Origin of the sequence: Burkholderia sp. AU45274 (genome assembly GCF_030482505.1) — a bacterium.
Lineage (GTDB): Bacteria > Pseudomonadota > Gammaproteobacteria > Burkholderiales > Burkholderiaceae > Burkholderia.
Window position 1 is genome coordinate 119,871 of the sequence record NZ_JAUJQE010000004.1, and the last position, 16,699, is coordinate 136,569.

A 16,699-nucleotide genomic window follows, 5' to 3' on the forward strand; every position below is an offset into this window, starting at 1 on the left:
TTTCTCCTGGCAGAGGGCCGCGAAGCGCGATATCGCCGCGCGGCCGGTTCAATTCGGCTGCGGGCAGCGGCCGCGGAATGCGGCGCGCGCGGCCCGCGGTCACGTCACTTCAGTTCGGCGGCGAAATCCTCTTCCCAGTATTCGCCGGGCATCCGTTCACGGGCATCGTCGCCACGCTCGATCTCGCGGCGGCGCAATTCGACGCGGCGGATCTTCCCCGAGATCGTCTTCGGCAGCTCCGCGAACTGCAGGCGGCGAATGCGCTTGTACGGCGCGAGCTTCTCGCGCGAGAAGCGGAAGATGTCCAGCGCGAGCTCGGGGCTCTCCTCGTAGCCCTGCCGCAGCGTGATGAAGGTCTTCGGCACCGACAGCCGCACGGGGTCCGGGCTCGGCACGACGGCCGCCTCGGCGATCGCCGGATGCTCGATCAGCACGCTTTCGAGTTCGAACGGGCTCAGCCGGTAGTCGGACGACTTGAACACGTCGTCCGCGCGGCCGATGTACACGTAGTAACCGTCGTCGCGGCGCATCGCGATGTCCGACGTGCGGTAGTGGCCGTCGCGCATCGCGTAGGCCGTCGCGTCGGGGTTGTTCGCATAGCCTTTCATCAGCCCGACCGGGCGCGCGACGTCCGCGCCGAGCGGCAGCGCGACCTCGCCTTCGGTCACCGGCGTGCCGTCCGGGTCGAGCAGCGCGATCCGGTAGCCCGGCAGCGGCCGGCCCATCGAGCCCGCGACGACCGGCTGGCCCGGCGAGTTGCCGATCAGGCAGGTCGTCTCGGTCTGGCCGTAGCCGTCGCGGATCGCGATGCCCCACGCCTTCTTCACGCGCTCGATGATCTCGGGATTCAGCGGCTCGCCCGCGCCGACGATCTCGCGCAGCTTCACGTCGAACGACGCGAGCGGCTGCTGCACGAGCATGCGCCACACGGTTGGCGGCGCGCACAGCGTCGTCACCTGGTATTTGACGAGCGCATCGAGCACCACCTTCGGCTCGAAGCGCGCGTAGTTGAAAGCGAACACGCATGCCTGCGCGTTCCAGGGCGCGAAGAAGCAGCTCCACGCGTGCTTCGCCCAGCCCGGCGAGCTGATGTTCCAGTGGATGTCGCCCGGCTGCAGGCCGACCCAGTACATCGTCGACAGATGGCCGACCGGGTAGGTGCGGTGCGTATGCTCGACGAGCTTCGGCTTCGACGTCGTGCCCGACGTGAAGTACAGCAGCATCGGATCGTTCGCGTGCGTGATGGCGTCCGGCTCGAAATCGGCGCTCGCCGCATAGCCGTCGTTCATCGCGAGCCAGCCCGCGCGCGGCGCGCCGGCGACGATCTTCTGCGCGAGGCCGAGATCCGGCTGTTCGAACTTGGCGGTTTCGTTCTCGTCGACGATCGCGTATTTCGCGCCGCCGATCTGCACGCGGTCGCGTACGTCGTCGGGCGACAGTTGCGTGGTGGCCGGCAGCACGATCGCGCCGAGCTTCATCGCGGCGAGCATCGCGTCCCACAGCTCGACACGGTTCGGCAGCATCAGCAGGATCCGGTCGCCGCGCACGACGCCGATCGAGCGCAGCCAGTTCGCGATCCGCGACGAGCGCTCGGACATCTGCGCGAACGAATACGGATCGCCCGTGCCGGTCGCCGCATCGACGATCCACAGCGCGGGCTGGTCGTTGCCGCGCGCCATCGGGTCGAAGTAGTCGAGCGCCCAGTTGAATGCGTCGAGCACCGGCCACTCGAACTCGCGGTACGCGGTCTCGTAGTCGGTGCGATGGCGCAGCAGAAAGTCGCGCGCGTCCAGGAATGCCTGTACCGTCATCGTGTCCTCCAGTCTCCATGCCTCACGGTCAACCGGGCATGCGCTGCAGCCCATGCCCGGTTGCCTCTGTTGCGGCGCACGGTCACGTCGTTGCGTGCCGCGTTCGCCGCGCTGCCCTCGTGCCCTGCGTGATGTCGTCGCCGGGGTAACCGCCGTGGCTCAAAGCTGCCGCGCGATCACCATCCGCTGCACTTCGCTGGTGCCTTCGTAAATCTGCGTGATGCGCGCGTCGCGATAGTGACGCTCGACTTCGTAATCGACCAGGTAGCCGTAGCCGCCGTGGATCTGGATCGCGTCCGAACACACGCGCTCGGCCATCTCCGATGCGAACAGCTTCGCCTGAGACGCTTCCGACAGGCACGGCAGCCCGGCGGTGCGCAGCTTCGCCGCGTGATGCACGAGCAGGCGCGCGGCGTTGATCTGCACGGCCATGTCGGCGAGCTTCTGCTGGATCGCCTGGTGCTCGGCGATCGGCTTGCCGAACTGCACGCGTTCGCCCGCATAGCGGCGCGCCTTGTCGAATGCGGCGCGCGCGATGCCGAGCGCCTGCGCGGCGATGCCGATGCGCCCGCCCTCGAGGTTCGACAGCGCGATCTTCAGCCCTTCGCCGCGATTGCCGAGCAGGTTCTCTTCCGGAATCGCGCAGTTCTCGAACGTGATCGGGCACGTATCCGACGCCCGGATACCCATCTTCTTCTCGGGCTTGCCGACGATGAAGCCCGGCGTGTCGGTCGGCACCAGGAACGCGGAAATGCCGCGCTTGCCGGCTTCCGGGTCGGTCATGGCAAAAACGATCGCCACGCCGGCACGCTGGCCGTTGGTCACGAACTGCTTCGCGCCGTTCAGCACCCATTTGCCGTCGCGCAGCTCCGCTCGCGTGCGCAGGTTGTTCGCCTCGGAGCCGGCGTGCGGCTCGGTCAGGCAGAACGCGCCGATCACGCGGCCGGACGCCATGTCGGCCAGCCAGCGATCCTTCTGCGCCGGCGTGCCGAAGCCGAGGATCGGCCCGCAGCCGACCGAGTTGTGCACGCTCATCAACGTCGCGCACGCGGCGTCACCGGCGGCGACCTCTTCCATCGCCAGCGCGTAGGCCACGTAGTCCGTATACGAGCCGCCCAGCTCCTGCGGCACGATCATCCCGAGCAGGCCGAGTTCGCCGAGCTGCGCGACGATCGCGTCGGGCAGGTGCGCATCGTGGTCCCACTGCGCCGCGTTCGGCGCCAGCATCTCGGTGGCAAACGCGCGCGCGGCGTCGCGGATCATCCGCTGGTCTTCGGTGTAAAGCTCGTCCATGGTGCTGCTGTCTCCCGCGGCCGCCGGGCGCGACCGTCCTTGCGTTTCGATGCAACAAGTGTAGGCAAGCAGGCGCGACTGTTCGATGCTCGCGTCGCTCATTTACACTGAGCGTTTTTGCCACACCGGCGGCATGGATGAAGCAGGAAGACAAGGGAACCGTCGCGATCAGCCTCGTCGCTTACAGCGTCGCGCTCGCGACCCGGCGCGGCGTCGCCGCCGAGCCGCTGCTCGCGCAGGCCGGCATCGCGCCCGCGCTGCTCGGGCAGCCGCGCGCACGGGTGTCCGCGCAACAATACGGCGCGCTGTGGAACGCGATCGCGCGCACGCTCGACGACGAGTTTTTCGGGCAGGATCGCCACCCGATGCGCAGCGGCAGCTTCATCGCAATGAGCCAGGCGGCGCTGTCCGCACGCGACGGCCTGCACGCGATGGCGCGCGCGGTGAATTTCATGCACTGCGTGCTCGACGACCTGCACGCGGAGCTCGACGCGAATCCGCAACGCGTGCGGCTGCGCTTCGTGCACCGCAACAACGGTGCGACGCCCGCGATGTTCACGTACGCGACCTATTTCATCATCGTGTACGGGCTCACCTGCTGGCTGATCGGGCGGCGCATCCCGCTGCTGCATGCGAGCTTCCGCTGCGACACGCCGCCCGCCGACCACGAATATCCGTCGATGTTCTGTGACGACATGCGCTTCAACGAGCCCGATTCGTATGTCGATTTCGATCCCGAATTCGCGACACTGCCGGTCGTGCAGAACACGAAGACGCTGAAGACGTTCCTGCGCAACGCGCCGGCGAGCTTCATCGTCAAGTACCGCAACCCGAACGCGCTCGCGCAGCGCGTGCGCGCGGTGCTGCGCGGGATGCCGCCGGCCGCGTGGCCCGGCGCCGGCGGGATGGCCGCGCGGCTGCACGTGGCCGAGGCCACGCTGCGCCGCAAGCTGCACCAGGAAGGCCACGCGTACCAGTCGATCAAGGACACGCTGCGGCGCGATCTCGCGTTCGAGGCGCTGGCCGACCCCGCGCGCACGATCGCCGACGTCGCGGCCGCCACCGGTTTCGCGGAACCGAGCGCGTTCTACCGCGCGTTCCGCAAATGGAGCGGGCGCAGCCCCGCCGACTACCGCGACGAAGTGCTCGCACGAGGCGGTAGCGCGAGCTGAAGCCGGCCGGCGCGGCTGTCGCTTCGCGCTTTGTGCCGAAACCGCCTAATCTTTAAGCATCGGGCCCAGGCCCTTTCCGCCAGCCGGACGGCACGCGGCCGCGCGCCGCCCGGACGCCGCGATGCACTTTCACCGTCACGGGCCGTCGCCGGCGCCTGCCACGCCCGGCGGCCACCCTCGTCACCCGCTGTCCGCGCGGGTCGCGCCCGCCGCGCTGTTCGCGGCGCTGCTCGTCGTATGCGCCGCGGTCGCCGCGCCGCCGCCCACCGAAGCCCCCGCCACCCGCCCGGTAGTCGTGATCCCGATCAACGGCGCGATCGGCCCGGCCAGCGCCGACTTCATCGTGCGCTCGCTCGATCGCGCGGCCCGCCAGCACGCGCCGCTCGCGATCCTGCAGCTCGACACGCCCGGCGGCCTCGACACGTCGATGCGGCAGATCATCAAAGCCATCCTCGGCTCGCCCGTGCCGGTCGCCGCGTTCGTCGCGCCGGGCGGCGCGCGGGCGGCGAGCGCGGGCACCTACATCGTCTATGCCAGCCACTTCGCGGCGATGGCGCCCGGCACCAATCTCGGCGCGGCATCGCCCGTGCAGTTCGGCATCGGCGGCGCCGCGCCGCCGGGCGGGAATCCTGCGGCACCGCGGATGCCGGCCGGCACCTCGGGCGCGTCGGGCGCGTCCGATGCGGCCGCTTCGCAAGCTGCGCTGCCGACCGATACCCAATCGACCGAGATCCGCAAGGCGATGCAGGACGCCTCCGCGTATATCCGCGGCCTCGCGCAACTGCGCGGGCGCAATGCCGAATGGGCCGAGCGCGCGGTGCGCGAGGCCGTGAGCCTGTCGGCGAGCGAGGCGCGCACGCAGCACGTGGTCGACCTGATCGCGCAGGATCCGGCCGATCTCGCCCGCCAGCTCGACGGCCACACCGTGACGACCACCGCCGGCACGGTACGGCTCGCGACCGCGCATGCGCCGCTCGTCGTGGTCGAGCCCGACTGGCGCAGCCGCTTCCTGGCGATCATCGCCGACCCGAACGTCGCGCTGATCCTGCTGACGATCGGCATCTACGGCCTGTTCTTCGAGTTCGCGAACCCCGGCTTCGTGCTGCCGGGCGTCGCCGGCACGATCTGCCTGCTGGTCGGGCTGTTCGCGATGCAGCTGCTGCCGATCAGCTATGCGGGCCTCGGCCTCGTGCTGCTCGGTCTCGGCTGCCTGGTCGCCGAGGCGTTCCTGCCGACCTTCGGCGTGCTCGGGTTCGGCGGGATCGTGTCGTTCACGATCGGCGCGCTGATGCTGATCGACACCGACGTGCCCGGCTACGGGATTCCGTGGCCCGTGATCGCGAGCCTCGCGCTCGGCGGCGGGCTGCTCGTCGCGGGCGTATCGAGCGTCGCGCTGCGCGCGCGCCGCCGCCCGGTCGTGACGGGCGCCGAGGCGATGGTCGGCAGCATCGGCGAAGTGCTCGACGACGGCCTGCTGGCCGACCAGCCGCACGGCGCGGCCGGCGCCGCGCCGTCCGCCGCCGGCTGGGCGCGCGTGCGCGGCGAGCGCTGGCGCGTGGCCAGCAGCGCGCCGCTTGCCGCCGGCTGCCGCGTGCGCGTCACCGGCCGCCACGGGCTGCTGCTCACCGTCGCCCCGCTCTACGACGTGCCCGGGCAGGAACCCCATCGAGAACGACACCAGGGAGAACCTTCATGATCGGTTTCACGTTCGGCTTCAGCAGCATCCTGATCGTCTTCGTCGTGGTGCTCATCGCGTCGTCGATCCGCATCTTCCGCGAGTACGAGCGCGGCGTGGTGTTCATGCTCGGCCGGTTCTGGAAGGTGAAGGGGCCGGGGCTCGTGCTGATCATCCCGATCGTCCAGCAGGTCGTGCGGATCGACCTGCGCACCGTCGTGTTCGACGTGCCCGCGCAGGACGTGATCACGCGCGACAACGTGTCGGTGAAGGTCAATGCGGTCGTGTATTTCCGCGTGGTCGATCCGGAGAAGGCCGTGATCCAGGTGGCGCGCTTCTTCGAGGCGACGAGCCAGCTCGCGCAGACGACGCTGCGCGCGGTGCTCGGCAAGCACGAACTCGACGCGCTGCTCGCCGAGCGCGAGCAGCTGAACGCCGACATCCAGAAGACGCTCGACGCGCAGACCGATGCGTGGGGGATCAAGGTGTCGACGGTCGAGATCAAGCACGTCGACCTGAACGAGACGATGATCCGCGCGATCGCGCGGCAGGCCGAGGCCGAGCGCGAGCGGCGCGCGAAGGTGATTCATGCGGAAGGCGAGCTGCAGGCGTCGGAGAAGCTGCTGCAGGCCGCGCAACGGCTCGCGCTGCAGCCGCAGGCGATGCAGTTGCGCTACCTGCAGACGCTGACGACGATCGCGGCGGACAAGAACTCGACGATCGTGTTTCCGCTGCCGGTCGATCTGCTGGGGGCGTTGCTGGAGCGGTTGGGCTCGCCGCGAGAGCGCTGAGACGCTCGTTTCCGGCCCGCGCGGCGCGGCTGCCGATTCCGCTGGACGCTGGGCCGCAACAGCCCTGCGTCCAGCGCCCGGCACGCGTCAAGCCAGCAGCTTGCGCTCGGTCTTGCCGTACTTGATCGACTTCTCGTCCGGGATCATCAGGCCCGTGTGCTCGTCGCGGCCCTGCAGCAGGAAGCGCGCGTCCGACTTGCCGATCTGTTCGGCCGCGAGTTTGCTGTCCGCGCCGATCTCGCCCTTCTTCATCCGGTTGACGATCACGCCGGCCGCGGTGTCCTTGAAGTCGCGCAGCATCCACGCGTCGCCGTCGCTGTCGCCGAACACCAGCAGCGGGCCATAGCCCTTCTTCGACGCGAGGACGTTGCGGATGCCCACCGTCTTGCCGGGCCCCCAGTTGAAATGCCAGCCGGCCGGATACGTGCTCGTGTACTTGCCGTCCCGCATGTCGAGACGCAAGCCGATCACGTTCCCGGGCGGCACGCCGTAGCCATAGTTCGGATTGCCGGCGAACACACGCACCACATCGTCGAGCGATGCCGTACTGACGTACACGTCGATGCCGTTGGCGCGCAGCGTATGCATCACCGCGCGGATTTCCTCATGAATGCGAATGCCGTGGAAATGCGTGTCGGCCACCACGCCGGCCTTGCCCGGCAGCGTCTTCGGGCTTTCGTAGCGGACCTTGCGCAACGCGTCGCCGATGCCGTAGTTGTTCGACGCTTCCGCCATCGCCTGCAGCTCGGCGGTCGTCATGTTCTTGTAGAAATAGATGATCCACTTGTAGCCGATCTCGAGCGGATGCGTGTCGCAGATCGCGTCGTACATGAAGTACAGCTTCGCGCGGAAATCCTTGAACTGATCGGTCTCGCGAATCTCGTCGAGGCTCTTGTCGCCGCCGAATCCCTGGTAGTTCGCGTAGAGCCAGCGATAGTCGGATTCGATGTCGGCCGCGAGGTCTTCCATCGTCACCGGCTTGCCGTCCACCGTCGCGTAGTCCTTCATGAAGGCGCCCTTCGGCACGTCCTTCCACATCACGTCGACGAATTCGGCCGGCGTCAGCTTGTACTGCAGATGGTTGATCTGGTACATCAGCAGCGCCTCTTCGCAGTCGTTCATGATGCACGTGTTGTCCCAGTCGAACACCGCGTACGGGCGGCGCTTGTCGTCGTAGTGCGCGCTGGCGACGCCATGCTGGTCGAGCACCGCCTGCAGCCGCGCGGCGTTGAACGGCGACCAGCGGCCCGGGTCCAGCGCATCCGGCACGGCTGCGCTCTTCGCGCCGGCCGTGCCGGCCTTGAGCATCAGCGATGTCGCGGCGGTCGCCGCGGCAAGGGTATTCATGAACTGGCGGCGCTGCATGGTCTCTCTCCGTGGAAATGTCGAATCGGTTTCAGCCGCTATCCCGCGCGGCTCACCGCGCACCGGCCGCTGATCGGCGCGGCGAAGCCGGGACGGCTCCGAACCGGGGGCGAATGATGTGACGAAATTATTTCGGCAATTTGACAGCGTCACGTCGCGACACGACGGGGAGTTGATCCGGCGCGACATGTCGCGCCGTTGCGAGGCGGCCGCGCGCGCGGCCGTCCGGGCCGGCACCGGCAGACGGCTCGTGACGATCCCGGCCAGTGCACCCGCCCCGAACGGGGGTGCGCAGGGAGCGTCCGGCCCAACTTCCGTTAAATCTAGAGTCTCCACTCCACTTCGGCCCTTCATTAGGACAAATCCTCACCCCTGGGGGCTGGCGCGCGTCCCGGAACCGTCTATGATCATTACATCGATCAATGACACATTAAATGCTGACTGAATAACCCGTGACGGTGACGCCGGCGGGCGCATTCCGGATCAGCGCCCCCAACGGAGACGCATCATGGCCGACCACCCCCCGCTACCGGAAGTCCACCTCGACGAGCTGCCGCAATTCCGCGCGGTCCAGCAGCTGGCGTACCGCTGCGTCGAAACCGTCGGCGCGATGCTCCACCCCGGCATCACCGAAAAGGAAGCGGCGCGCCTGCTGACCGAATGGCTGCAGGACAACGGCGTGCACGACTGGCTGCACAAGCCGTTCGCGTGGTTCGGCGACCGCACCGCGTTCGAGGGCTTCTCGGGCCTCAAGCACATGGGCGGCTTCAATCTCGCGTTCTTCCCGAGCAACCGGCAGCTCGAAACCGACATGCCGGTGATCCTCGACGTCGCGCCGGTGCTCGACGGCATCGTGGCCGACGTCGGCTACGCGCACTGCCTCGGCCACAACCCGATCCTCGAACAGCTGCAGGACGACCTGATGGACCACCGCGACATGATCGTGCGGCTCGTGAAGGCACGCCGGCCGATGGCCGAGGTCGCGCAGGAAGTCGACGCGCTGTGCCGCCGCCAGGGTGTCGAGCCGCGCCACAAGGCCTATCCGTTCAAGGTACTCGCGCATCGCGTCGCGAAGATCCACAAGCTGTCGAAACCGCGCTTCGTCGCGCGCTTCGGGCTGAACGCGACGCGCAACCTGCTGCTCGACCAGGGCCGCGCGGCGAAACAGCAAGGCTGGTCGCCGCTGTGGTCGATCGACCGTCGCTCCGAGCATGCGCCGGTGCCGGGCCTGTGGGCCGTCGAGCCGCATCTCGGCTTCGCCGGCGTCGGCGCGAAATTCGAAGAGCTGCTGGTCATCACCGAAGACGACGCGTACTGGCTCGATGAAGACCTGCCGCACGTGCGCCGCTGGCAGCGCCGCCAGGCCGAGCGGATGCAGGCCGTCGCGACCGTGCCGGCCGCCGCCTGACCCGCACGCGCCCATCCTCCCGACTCCCTGAACGACGGACTCACGATGCAGCCTCTTTCCGACGAAGCGCCGCTGGCCCTGTTCGAATCGGTGCACAGCGAAACGGCGGTCGCCTCCGGCGACCTGACGCTCGCGGTCAAGACCTGGGGCGACCCGGCCCGCTCGCCGGTCGTGCTCGTGCACGGCTACCCCGACGACAGCAGCGTCTGGCAGCACGTCGCGCCGCTGCTCGCGCGCAAGCACTACGTGATCGCGTACGACGTGCGCGGCGCGGGCCTGTCCGGCGTGCCGAAGCGCACGGCCGACTACCACCTCGCGAAGCTGACCGACGACTTCGTCGCGGTGATCGACGCGCTCTGCCCCGGCCGCGCCGTGCACCTGATCGCGCACGACTGGGGCTCGATCCAGGGCTGGGAATTCGTCACCGATCCGCGCCTCGCCGGCCGCATCGCGTCGTACACGTCGTGCTCGGGGCCGTGCCTCGACCACGTCGGCTTCTGGCTGCGCGAACGCGTGCTGCGCCCGACGCCCGCGTCGCTCGGCAAGCTCGGCGGCCAGCTCGTGCGGTCGTGGTACGTGTACCTGTTCCACCTGCCGTTCATCCCCGAGCTCGGCTGGCGGCTGTGGCTCGGCCGCGCGTGGCCCCGCCTGCTTCGCCGGCTCGAAAAGACGCCCGCCACGCCGCGCCCGACGCAGGCCGACGACGGCGCGCGCGGCGTGCGCCTCTATCGCGCGAACTTCATCCGCTGCCTGTTCGCGCCGCGCGAACGCTACGCGCATGCGCCGGTGCAGACGATCGTGCCGCTCGGCGACAAATACGTGAGCCCCGCGTTGTCCGAGAACCTGTCGCGCTGGGTGCCGCAGTACTACCGCCGTGAAGTCGCGGCCGGCCACTGGCTGCCGCTCGCCGATCCGACGCGCTTCGCGGCGCTCGCCGGGCAACTGATCGACGCGGTCGAATCGGGCAACGAACCGCCCGCGCTCGCGAACGCGCGCCGCCGCGCCACGAGCGGCCGCTTCAGCGGCAAGGTCGCGGTGGTGACCGGCGCGGGCAGCGGCATCGGCCGCTGCGCGGCACTCGCGTTCGCCCGCGAAGGCGCGACGATCGTCGCGTGCGACATCGACCTCGCGAGCGCCGAACGCACCGCGCTGCTGATCGGGCTCACCGGTGCGCAAGCGCACGCGAAGCGGGTCGACGTCGGGTCCGCCGATGAAATGGAAGCGCTGGCGACATGGGTCGGCAGCGAACTCGGCGGCGCGGACGTCGTGATCAACAACGCGGGCATCGGCATGGCCGGCGGCATCCTCGACACGAGCACGCGGCACTGGGAGCGCATCCTGCACGTGAACCTGTGGGGCGTGATCCACGGCTCGCGGCTGTTCGCGCAGCAGATGGCCGCGCGCGGCACCGGCGGGCACATCGTCAACACCGCCTCGGCCGCCGCGTTCGGGCCGTCGCGCGACCTGCCCGCGTATGCGACGACGAAGGCCGCCGTGCTGATGCTCAGCGAATGCATGCGCGCGGAACTCGCGGAACAAGGCATCGGCGTGACGGCCGTGTGCCCCGGCTTCGCGGAGACCGGAATCATGGCGTCGACGCAATACGCGGGCGCCAACGCACAGGACGAAGCGCGGCTGCGCAAGCGCGCGACGAAGCTGTACCAGATGCGCGGCCTGAAACCCGAAACCGTCGCGCAGGCGATGGTCGACGGCGTGCTGCGCAACCGCCCCGTCGTCGCGGTCGGCGGCGAGGCGCACGCGATGCGCTTCGTCGGCCGCTTCATGCCGTGGCTCGGCCGGATGATCGCCCGCGTCAGCATGGCATCGCATTGACGGCGCACGAGGCCGCACAGGGAGACACAAGATGACCGATACCGCCGACTATCACAAGATCAAGGCCCGGCACGTGAAGTTCGACTTCAGCGACACGCCGGTTACCTGGGTGCCGAACGACCCGGGCAGCACGCACATCATCAACACGCTGAACCTGCTGTTCCCGGAAGGCGAACTGTGGTTCTGCCGCGTGTACAACAAGGCGTTGCCGCTGATCACCGATGCGCGCCTGCGCGACGAGGCCGAAGGCTTCCTGCGGCAAGAGGCCGTGCATTCGCGTTCGCACGGCGGCGTGCTCAAGCACTACTACGACCGGCACGGGATCGACACGAAACCGTTCACGCAGAAGCTCAATCGCCTCTTCACGCGCGTGCTCGGCGAACAGCCGCTCGGGCTGAAGATCGGCCACACGCGTTTCTGGCTGCGCCAGCAGCTCGCGGTGATCGCGTCGCTCGAGCATTTCTTCGGCTATCTCGGCAACTGGGTGCTCAACGCGCACGGGCTCGACGAAGGCAAGGCCGACCCGACGATGGTCGACCTGCTGCGCTGGCACGGCGCCGAGGAAGTCGAGCACCGCACGGTCGCGTTCGACATCTACCGGCACCTGGGCGGCACCTATCCGGAGCGCTGCGTGCACATGGCGTTCGTGATCCTGCTGCTGCTCTACTACATCACGACGGGCGCGAAATTCATGTACCGGCGCGACCCGGCCGCCGGCCGCTACCCGGGTTTCGTGCTCGCGTGGTGGCAAGGCTCGCGGCGCGGGCATCTGCCGTCGTTCTGGAAGGTGATCGGCGCGGCGCTGCGCTATTTCAAGCCGGGCTATACGCCGCACCACGAAGGCTCGACCGAACAGGCGCTCGCCTATCTCGCTCGCTCGCCGGCCGCGCAGGCGGCCGCGCACGGCGGCAACTGGGGCACGACGAAGGGTGCCTGAACGGGTTTCCCATGGGCTCGGCGGGCGTCGCCCGCCGAAATGCGTACAATCGCGGCTTCATTTCCCGGAGGTGCCGCGATGGCCATGAAGAAAACCGATCTCGAAAAGAACAAGGCGCTCAAGCTGACGCACGCGCTGAAGCAATCCAGCTCCGCGCGTTTCGGCAAGGGCGCCGAAGAAGCCACCAAGCTCGACCGCCGCGCGCAGCGCAAGCTCGACCAGGAACAGGGCCTCGTGCCGTTCGCCTGCAAGCTCAACGCCGACCTCGTCGAACAGCTCAAGGCCCGCGCGGCCACGCACCCGGAAGGGATGACGGGCCTGCTGTCCGAGCTGCTCGTGAACGGGCTCGCGCAACGCGACGCGTGACCCGCGCCCGCGTCGAACACTGCCGTTGACGCCGCCGCGCGGCGACGCACGCGCTCGCGTGCCTGTGTTCGCGCTCATTGCCATCGCGATCCATCGCCGGGCACAGGCACGAAACGGTGCGTCATCGATGGCGCTGGCGCGTCAGCGCGCCAATGGGTACCGCCGCCCCTCACACCAGGCCTCGCCGGAAACGGCCGAGGCTTTTTTTTCGAGGTCGCGCGCCGTCCGTCCGGTCCAGTGAATCGAACGGAGAACACGACGGGCCGCACAAGCACGTTGCCCGTCAGCCGCCCGCGACGCTCGCGCCAGCGGGAACACGGGACCGAAAGCACCCGCGTATTGAGATTCTCTTCAGGAAGTTGGTCGCATCGATGCGGCGCGGACACACTACGTATCCCGAACGCCTTGTGTCACCCGAGAAGGCGTTCCCCCCCATCGAAACCGGAGATTATCTGATGAACGCATCCCGAGTGATACTTGCTCTCGCCGCAGCATTCGCCGTCAGCGGCAACGCCGTGGCCTGCGACGATCCTGATCACGACGCGCCCGCTGCCCAGCAACAGACCAGCGACCACGCGAACGATCAGGCAAGCGCGGAAGCCGCCGGCCACTGAGCGCCGTGCGCGTTGCCCGAGCACGCCGGCGTGATGCCCGGTCGGCCGGGCATCGCCGACGCGTTCACGGCATGCACTGAACCGGACTCGCACTCGTTGGTCACGTACGTACGTGGTGTGCGGATCTTCCCAATTATTCGCATACCGAATCAACATGACAAAACGAATGCTGCTCCGGTTGACCGTGCTTTCGAGCCTGCTCGCGGGCCTCCCTTCCATCCTGAACGCGGCGCCGGCACCGGCAAGTCACGGTGCGCCCGCGGCGTCTTCCGGCGCGATCACGCTGCTCCCCGGCACCCGCATTGCCGAGCGCGACACCGGCGCGGTTCTGGCGTCGATGGCGCGGGCCCACGCGATCCAGACGGTCCGCGGCAACGGCAAGCGGACGCTCTACGTCTTCTCCGATCCGGATTGTTCCTATTGCAAAAGACTGGAGCGCACGCTGGAACGGATCGACAACGTGACCATTCACACCTTCCTCTATCCGCTCGAGGGACTCCATCCGCAGGCCGCCGCGCATGCGCGCGGCGTCTGGTGCGCGAATGACCGGAATGCGGCGTGGAAAGCGTGGATGATCGACAACGTGCCACCTGCTGCAGGCACGTGTGCGACACCGCTCGCGCAGATCCGCTCGCTCGGCCTTGCGTTGGGCCTGCGCGGCACGCCGACGCTGTTCAACGCGAACGGCCGCATGATGTCCGGTGCGGTTTCCGCACCCGCCATCGAAACGTTGCTGAACGACTGAACCTGCTCGAAGAAATGCACGCACCCGCGACGCGCTATCGCATCGCGGGTGCGCTTTCAATGACGCGGCACGCCGGTGCGTGCCGCGACCGATCGCGCGCCGTGCGCAGCGACGGGATGCAGCAGGTGCATCAGGTGCTGGCGGCGAGACGCGGGCCCGTGCTTCGGGGAGTGGACTCGAGGTCGGGACGTTGCGCTGCCTGCGAGGTCACCCACGGATCGATGCCCTGCTTCTGCACCTCTTCCAGGAATGACACACGTGTGCGCCAGTAATCCGCTTGTAATTTCGCGTCGATGACGCGCTGTTCGGCTGCGAACAGTTCCATGCGCGCCGTCACGAGCATCGACGCAGCGGTTTTTTCCGGCGTGGGGGCGTGTCGCATCGCCCAACGGCTGATCCAGTTCAACATGCTGACCTCCGTGATTACGGACGAACCCGCATCGGGCAATCGCAAGCGGCCGTGCCTGCCCGAACACGCAACGGCCTTGACCGCACTTCACCGCCCGGCCTGCACGGACTGCGACTCCCCCGCGTCGGCAATTTCCGGCCGGCGTGTGCATGCGCGGTGTATCTATCCTAGAAAGACTTGCCGGTTTATGCGATGGGGTCTTGCAATCTTTTACACAGAAACCACAGTCGCCCCCGCTTCACGAAATGACAGTTGCGGGCGGGACGGCTTCGGCGCACGATAGCCCGATATCTGCACCCGCCTGGACTGACGAATGGCCGCTGCACGCCGCTGCCGGGCATCCGTACCGGCCACGCACGTGCGTTCGCGCGCACGCGCCGCCTGCCCCGCGTTCGTGCAGCATGCGGGCGCTCCGTTTCAGTCGGATGTCATCATCCCGCATCCACGCCGCGTGATCCACCGCGCGTGCCGTCTTGCACGCCGTTGCGCACGCATCGGCCGGCGTCGTTCGCGCATCCCGCTCCCGTTTCAGCCATTTCTGCCGGCCCGTTCCGCCCGAACCGGTAAAATGCGCGCCTTCGTCGCGCGGCCGGGCTGCCAGACCGTTCGCGCGCAGGCAGCCGATCGATCTTTCGATCGTGCCCTCCAACTATATCGTCCGAGCTATCCGCGCTATTACAATCCGCCGATAGCCGGGCAATAGTGGCTGGTTACAGTAAGCCGGCCGCGCTGCCTTTACAACAATTCGGCACAACAAGCAACACGACAACCGACCGGAGAAACGCCTTCATGGAATCCATCAAGCGGTATTTCGGCTTCGCTGAAGCCGGCACCGACTTCCGCACCGAAATACTCGCGGGCGTCACTACGTTCCTGACGATGGCCTACATCATCTTCGTCAACCCCGCGATCCTCGGCGACGCCGGCATGCCGAAGGAATCCGTGTTCGTCGCGACCTGCCTCGTCGCGGCGCTGGCGTCGCTCATCATGGGGCTGTACGCGAACTACCCGATCGCATGCGCGCCCGGCATGGGCCTGAACGCGTATTTCGCGTACACGGTCGTCAAGGGAATGGGCTTCACGTGGCAGGCCGCGCTCGGCGCGGTGTTCATCTCCGGCTGCCTGTTCCTGCTCGTCACGCTGTTCCGCGTACGAGAGGCGATCGTCAACGGCATTCCGAAATCGCTGCGGATCTCGATCACCGCGGGTATCGGCCTGTTCCTCGGCATCATCTCGCTGAAGACGTCGGGCGTGATCGTCGGCAACCCGGCCACGCTCGTCACGCTGGGCGACCTGCACAAGCACGACACGATCCTCGCGATCGTCGGCTTCTTCACGATCGTCACGCTCGACCACCTGCGCGTGCGCGGCGCGATCCTGATCGGCATCATCGGCGTCACGATCCTGTCGTTCTTCTTCGGTGACAACCAGTTCCACGGCGTGTTCTCCGCGCCGCCGTCGATCGACGCGACGCTGTTCAAGCTCGACATCGGCGCCGCGCTGTCGACCGGGATCATCAACGTGATCCTCGTGTTTTTCCTCGTCGAACTGTTCGACGCGACGGGCACGCTGATGGGCGTCGCGAACCGCGCAGGCCTGCTCGTCGAAGGCAAGATGAACCGCCTGAACAAGGCGCTGCTCGCCGACAGCACGGCGATCGTCGCGGGCTCGGTGCTCGGCACGTCGTCGACCACCGCGTATATCGAAAGCGCGTCGGGCGTGCAGGCCGGCGGCCGCACGGGCGTGACGGCCATCACCGTCGCGGTGCTGTTCCTCGCGTGCCTGTTCATCGCGCCGCTTGCCGGCGTCGTGCCGGCCTACGCGACGGCACCGGCCCTGCTGTACGTGTCGTGCCTGATGCTGCGCGAAATGGTCGAGGTGCCGTGGGACGATGCCACGGAAGCCGTGCCGGCCGCACTGACCGCACTGCTGATGCCGTTCACGTACTCGATCGCGAACGGCGTGGCATTCGGCTTCATCGCGTACGGCGGCCTCAAGCTGCTGACCGGCCAGGCCCGCTCGGTCAAGCCGATCGTGTGGCTCATCGCAGCCGTGTTCCTGTTCCGCTTCTTCTATCTCGGCAGCGAATGACGGCGGCGCTTCGGCGCGCGGCATGATGCACGATGAAAAAACGCCACCTTCGGGTGGCGTTTTCGTTTTCGCATGATTCTTCTGCGATCCTGACGAATCGACACGTCCGGCCATGCCGACGGTCGGTCAAGCCGGTGCGGCCCGCATACGAAAATGCCGCCCGACCCCGCCGAACGGCATTGCGTGCAA

The 16,699-nt window shown here is 67.9% G+C and carries 15 protein-coding genes; 10 read left to right on the forward strand and 5 right to left on the reverse strand.

Annotated elements, in window-relative coordinates; translation table 11 throughout:
- Positions 1-104 precede the first annotated feature (104 nt).
- On the reverse strand, positions 105-1,811 hold the full coding sequence (locus QZM35_RS16335) for an AMP-binding protein (protein ID WP_301776373.1): 1,707 nt from the start codon (positions 1,809-1,811) through the stop codon (positions 105-107).
- Positions 1,812-1,970: 159 nt separating this feature from the next.
- On the reverse strand, positions 1,971-3,104 hold the full coding sequence (locus tag QZM35_RS16340; RefSeq protein ID WP_301776374.1) for an acyl-CoA dehydrogenase family protein: 1,134 nt from the start codon (positions 3,102-3,104) through the stop codon (positions 1,971-1,973).
- Positions 3,105-3,241: 137 nt separating this feature from the next.
- Here QZM35_RS16340 and QZM35_RS16345 point away from each other — a divergent pair, with 137 nt between their 5' ends.
- From QZM35_RS16345 to QZM35_RS16355, 3 genes are all read left to right on the forward strand, one after another.
- Positions 3,242-4,276, forward strand: coding sequence for an AraC family transcriptional regulator (locus QZM35_RS16345; RefSeq protein ID WP_301776375.1), 1,035 nt, complete (start codon positions 3,242-3,244; stop codon positions 4,274-4,276).
- A gap of 121 nt (positions 4,277-4,397) precedes the next feature.
- Positions 4,398-5,972, forward strand: coding sequence for a nodulation protein NfeD (locus QZM35_RS16350; RefSeq protein WP_301776376.1), 1,575 nt, complete (start codon positions 4,398-4,400; stop codon positions 5,970-5,972).
- The gene (locus QZM35_RS16355; RefSeq protein WP_089426942.1) at positions 5,969-6,742 is read left to right on the forward strand and encodes a slipin family protein; all 774 of its coding nucleotides are present in this window, start codon (positions 5,969-5,971) and stop codon (positions 6,740-6,742) included. Before QZM35_RS16350 ends, QZM35_RS16355 begins: the two co-directional genes overlap by 4 nt.
- Positions 6,743-6,829: 87 nt before the next feature.
- Here the strand turns inward: QZM35_RS16355 and QZM35_RS16360 are convergent, their stop codons facing one another.
- Positions 6,830-8,107 (reverse strand): haloacid dehalogenase-like hydrolase, encoded by a 1,278-nt coding sequence (locus QZM35_RS16360; protein WP_089426941.1) that lies wholly within the window; start codon positions 8,105-8,107, stop codon positions 6,830-6,832.
- Between the two features lie 508 nt (positions 8,108-8,615).
- On the opposite strand from QZM35_RS16360, the gene QZM35_RS16365 reads away from it, so the two are divergent.
- From QZM35_RS16365 to QZM35_RS16390, 6 genes are all read left to right on the forward strand, one after another.
- Complete coding sequence (locus QZM35_RS16365; protein ID WP_301776377.1) at positions 8,616-9,515, forward strand: M24 family metallopeptidase; 900 nt, start codon at positions 8,616-8,618, stop codon at positions 9,513-9,515.
- A gap of 45 nt (positions 9,516-9,560) precedes the next feature.
- Positions 9,561-11,348: an SDR family oxidoreductase gene (locus QZM35_RS16370; protein ID WP_301776378.1), complete on the forward strand. Its 1,788-nt coding sequence runs from the start codon at positions 9,561-9,563 to the stop codon at positions 11,346-11,348.
- A 31-nt stretch (positions 11,349-11,379) separates the two neighbouring features.
- Complete coding sequence (locus QZM35_RS16375; RefSeq protein ID WP_089426938.1) at positions 11,380-12,285, forward strand: metal-dependent hydrolase; 906 nt, start codon at positions 11,380-11,382, stop codon at positions 12,283-12,285.
- A 78-nt stretch (positions 12,286-12,363) separates the two neighbouring features.
- Positions 12,364-12,651: a hypothetical protein gene (locus QZM35_RS16380; protein ID WP_089426937.1), complete on the forward strand. Its 288-nt coding sequence runs from the start codon at positions 12,364-12,366 to the stop codon at positions 12,649-12,651.
- A 455-nt stretch (positions 12,652-13,106) separates the two neighbouring features.
- Positions 13,107-13,265: a hypothetical protein gene (locus QZM35_RS16385; RefSeq protein WP_175240184.1), complete on the forward strand. Its 159-nt coding sequence runs from the start codon at positions 13,107-13,109 to the stop codon at positions 13,263-13,265.
- A gap of 115 nt (positions 13,266-13,380) precedes the next feature.
- The gene (locus QZM35_RS16390) at positions 13,381-14,010 is read left to right on the forward strand and encodes a DsbC family protein (protein ID WP_301776379.1); all 630 of its coding nucleotides are present in this window, start codon (positions 13,381-13,383) and stop codon (positions 14,008-14,010) included.
- A 130-nt stretch (positions 14,011-14,140) separates the two neighbouring features.
- Here the strand turns inward: QZM35_RS16390 and QZM35_RS16395 are convergent, their stop codons facing one another.
- Together QZM35_RS16395 and QZM35_RS16400 are read right to left on the reverse strand one after the other, a co-directional pair.
- Positions 14,141-14,419: a hypothetical protein gene (locus tag QZM35_RS16395; RefSeq protein WP_011354312.1), complete on the reverse strand. Its 279-nt coding sequence runs from the start codon at positions 14,417-14,419 to the stop codon at positions 14,141-14,143.
- 238 nt (positions 14,420-14,657) lie between these two features.
- Positions 14,658-15,068 (reverse strand): hypothetical protein, encoded by a 411-nt coding sequence (locus tag QZM35_RS16400; RefSeq protein ID WP_301776380.1) that lies wholly within the window; start codon positions 15,066-15,068, stop codon positions 14,658-14,660.
- A gap of 140 nt (positions 15,069-15,208) precedes the next feature.
- Between QZM35_RS16400 and QZM35_RS16405 the strand changes: the two genes are divergently transcribed.
- Positions 15,209-16,510 (forward strand): NCS2 family permease, encoded by a 1,302-nt coding sequence (locus tag QZM35_RS16405; RefSeq protein WP_089426935.1) that lies wholly within the window; start codon positions 15,209-15,211, stop codon positions 16,508-16,510.
- Positions 16,511-16,699: the final 189 nt, after the last annotated feature.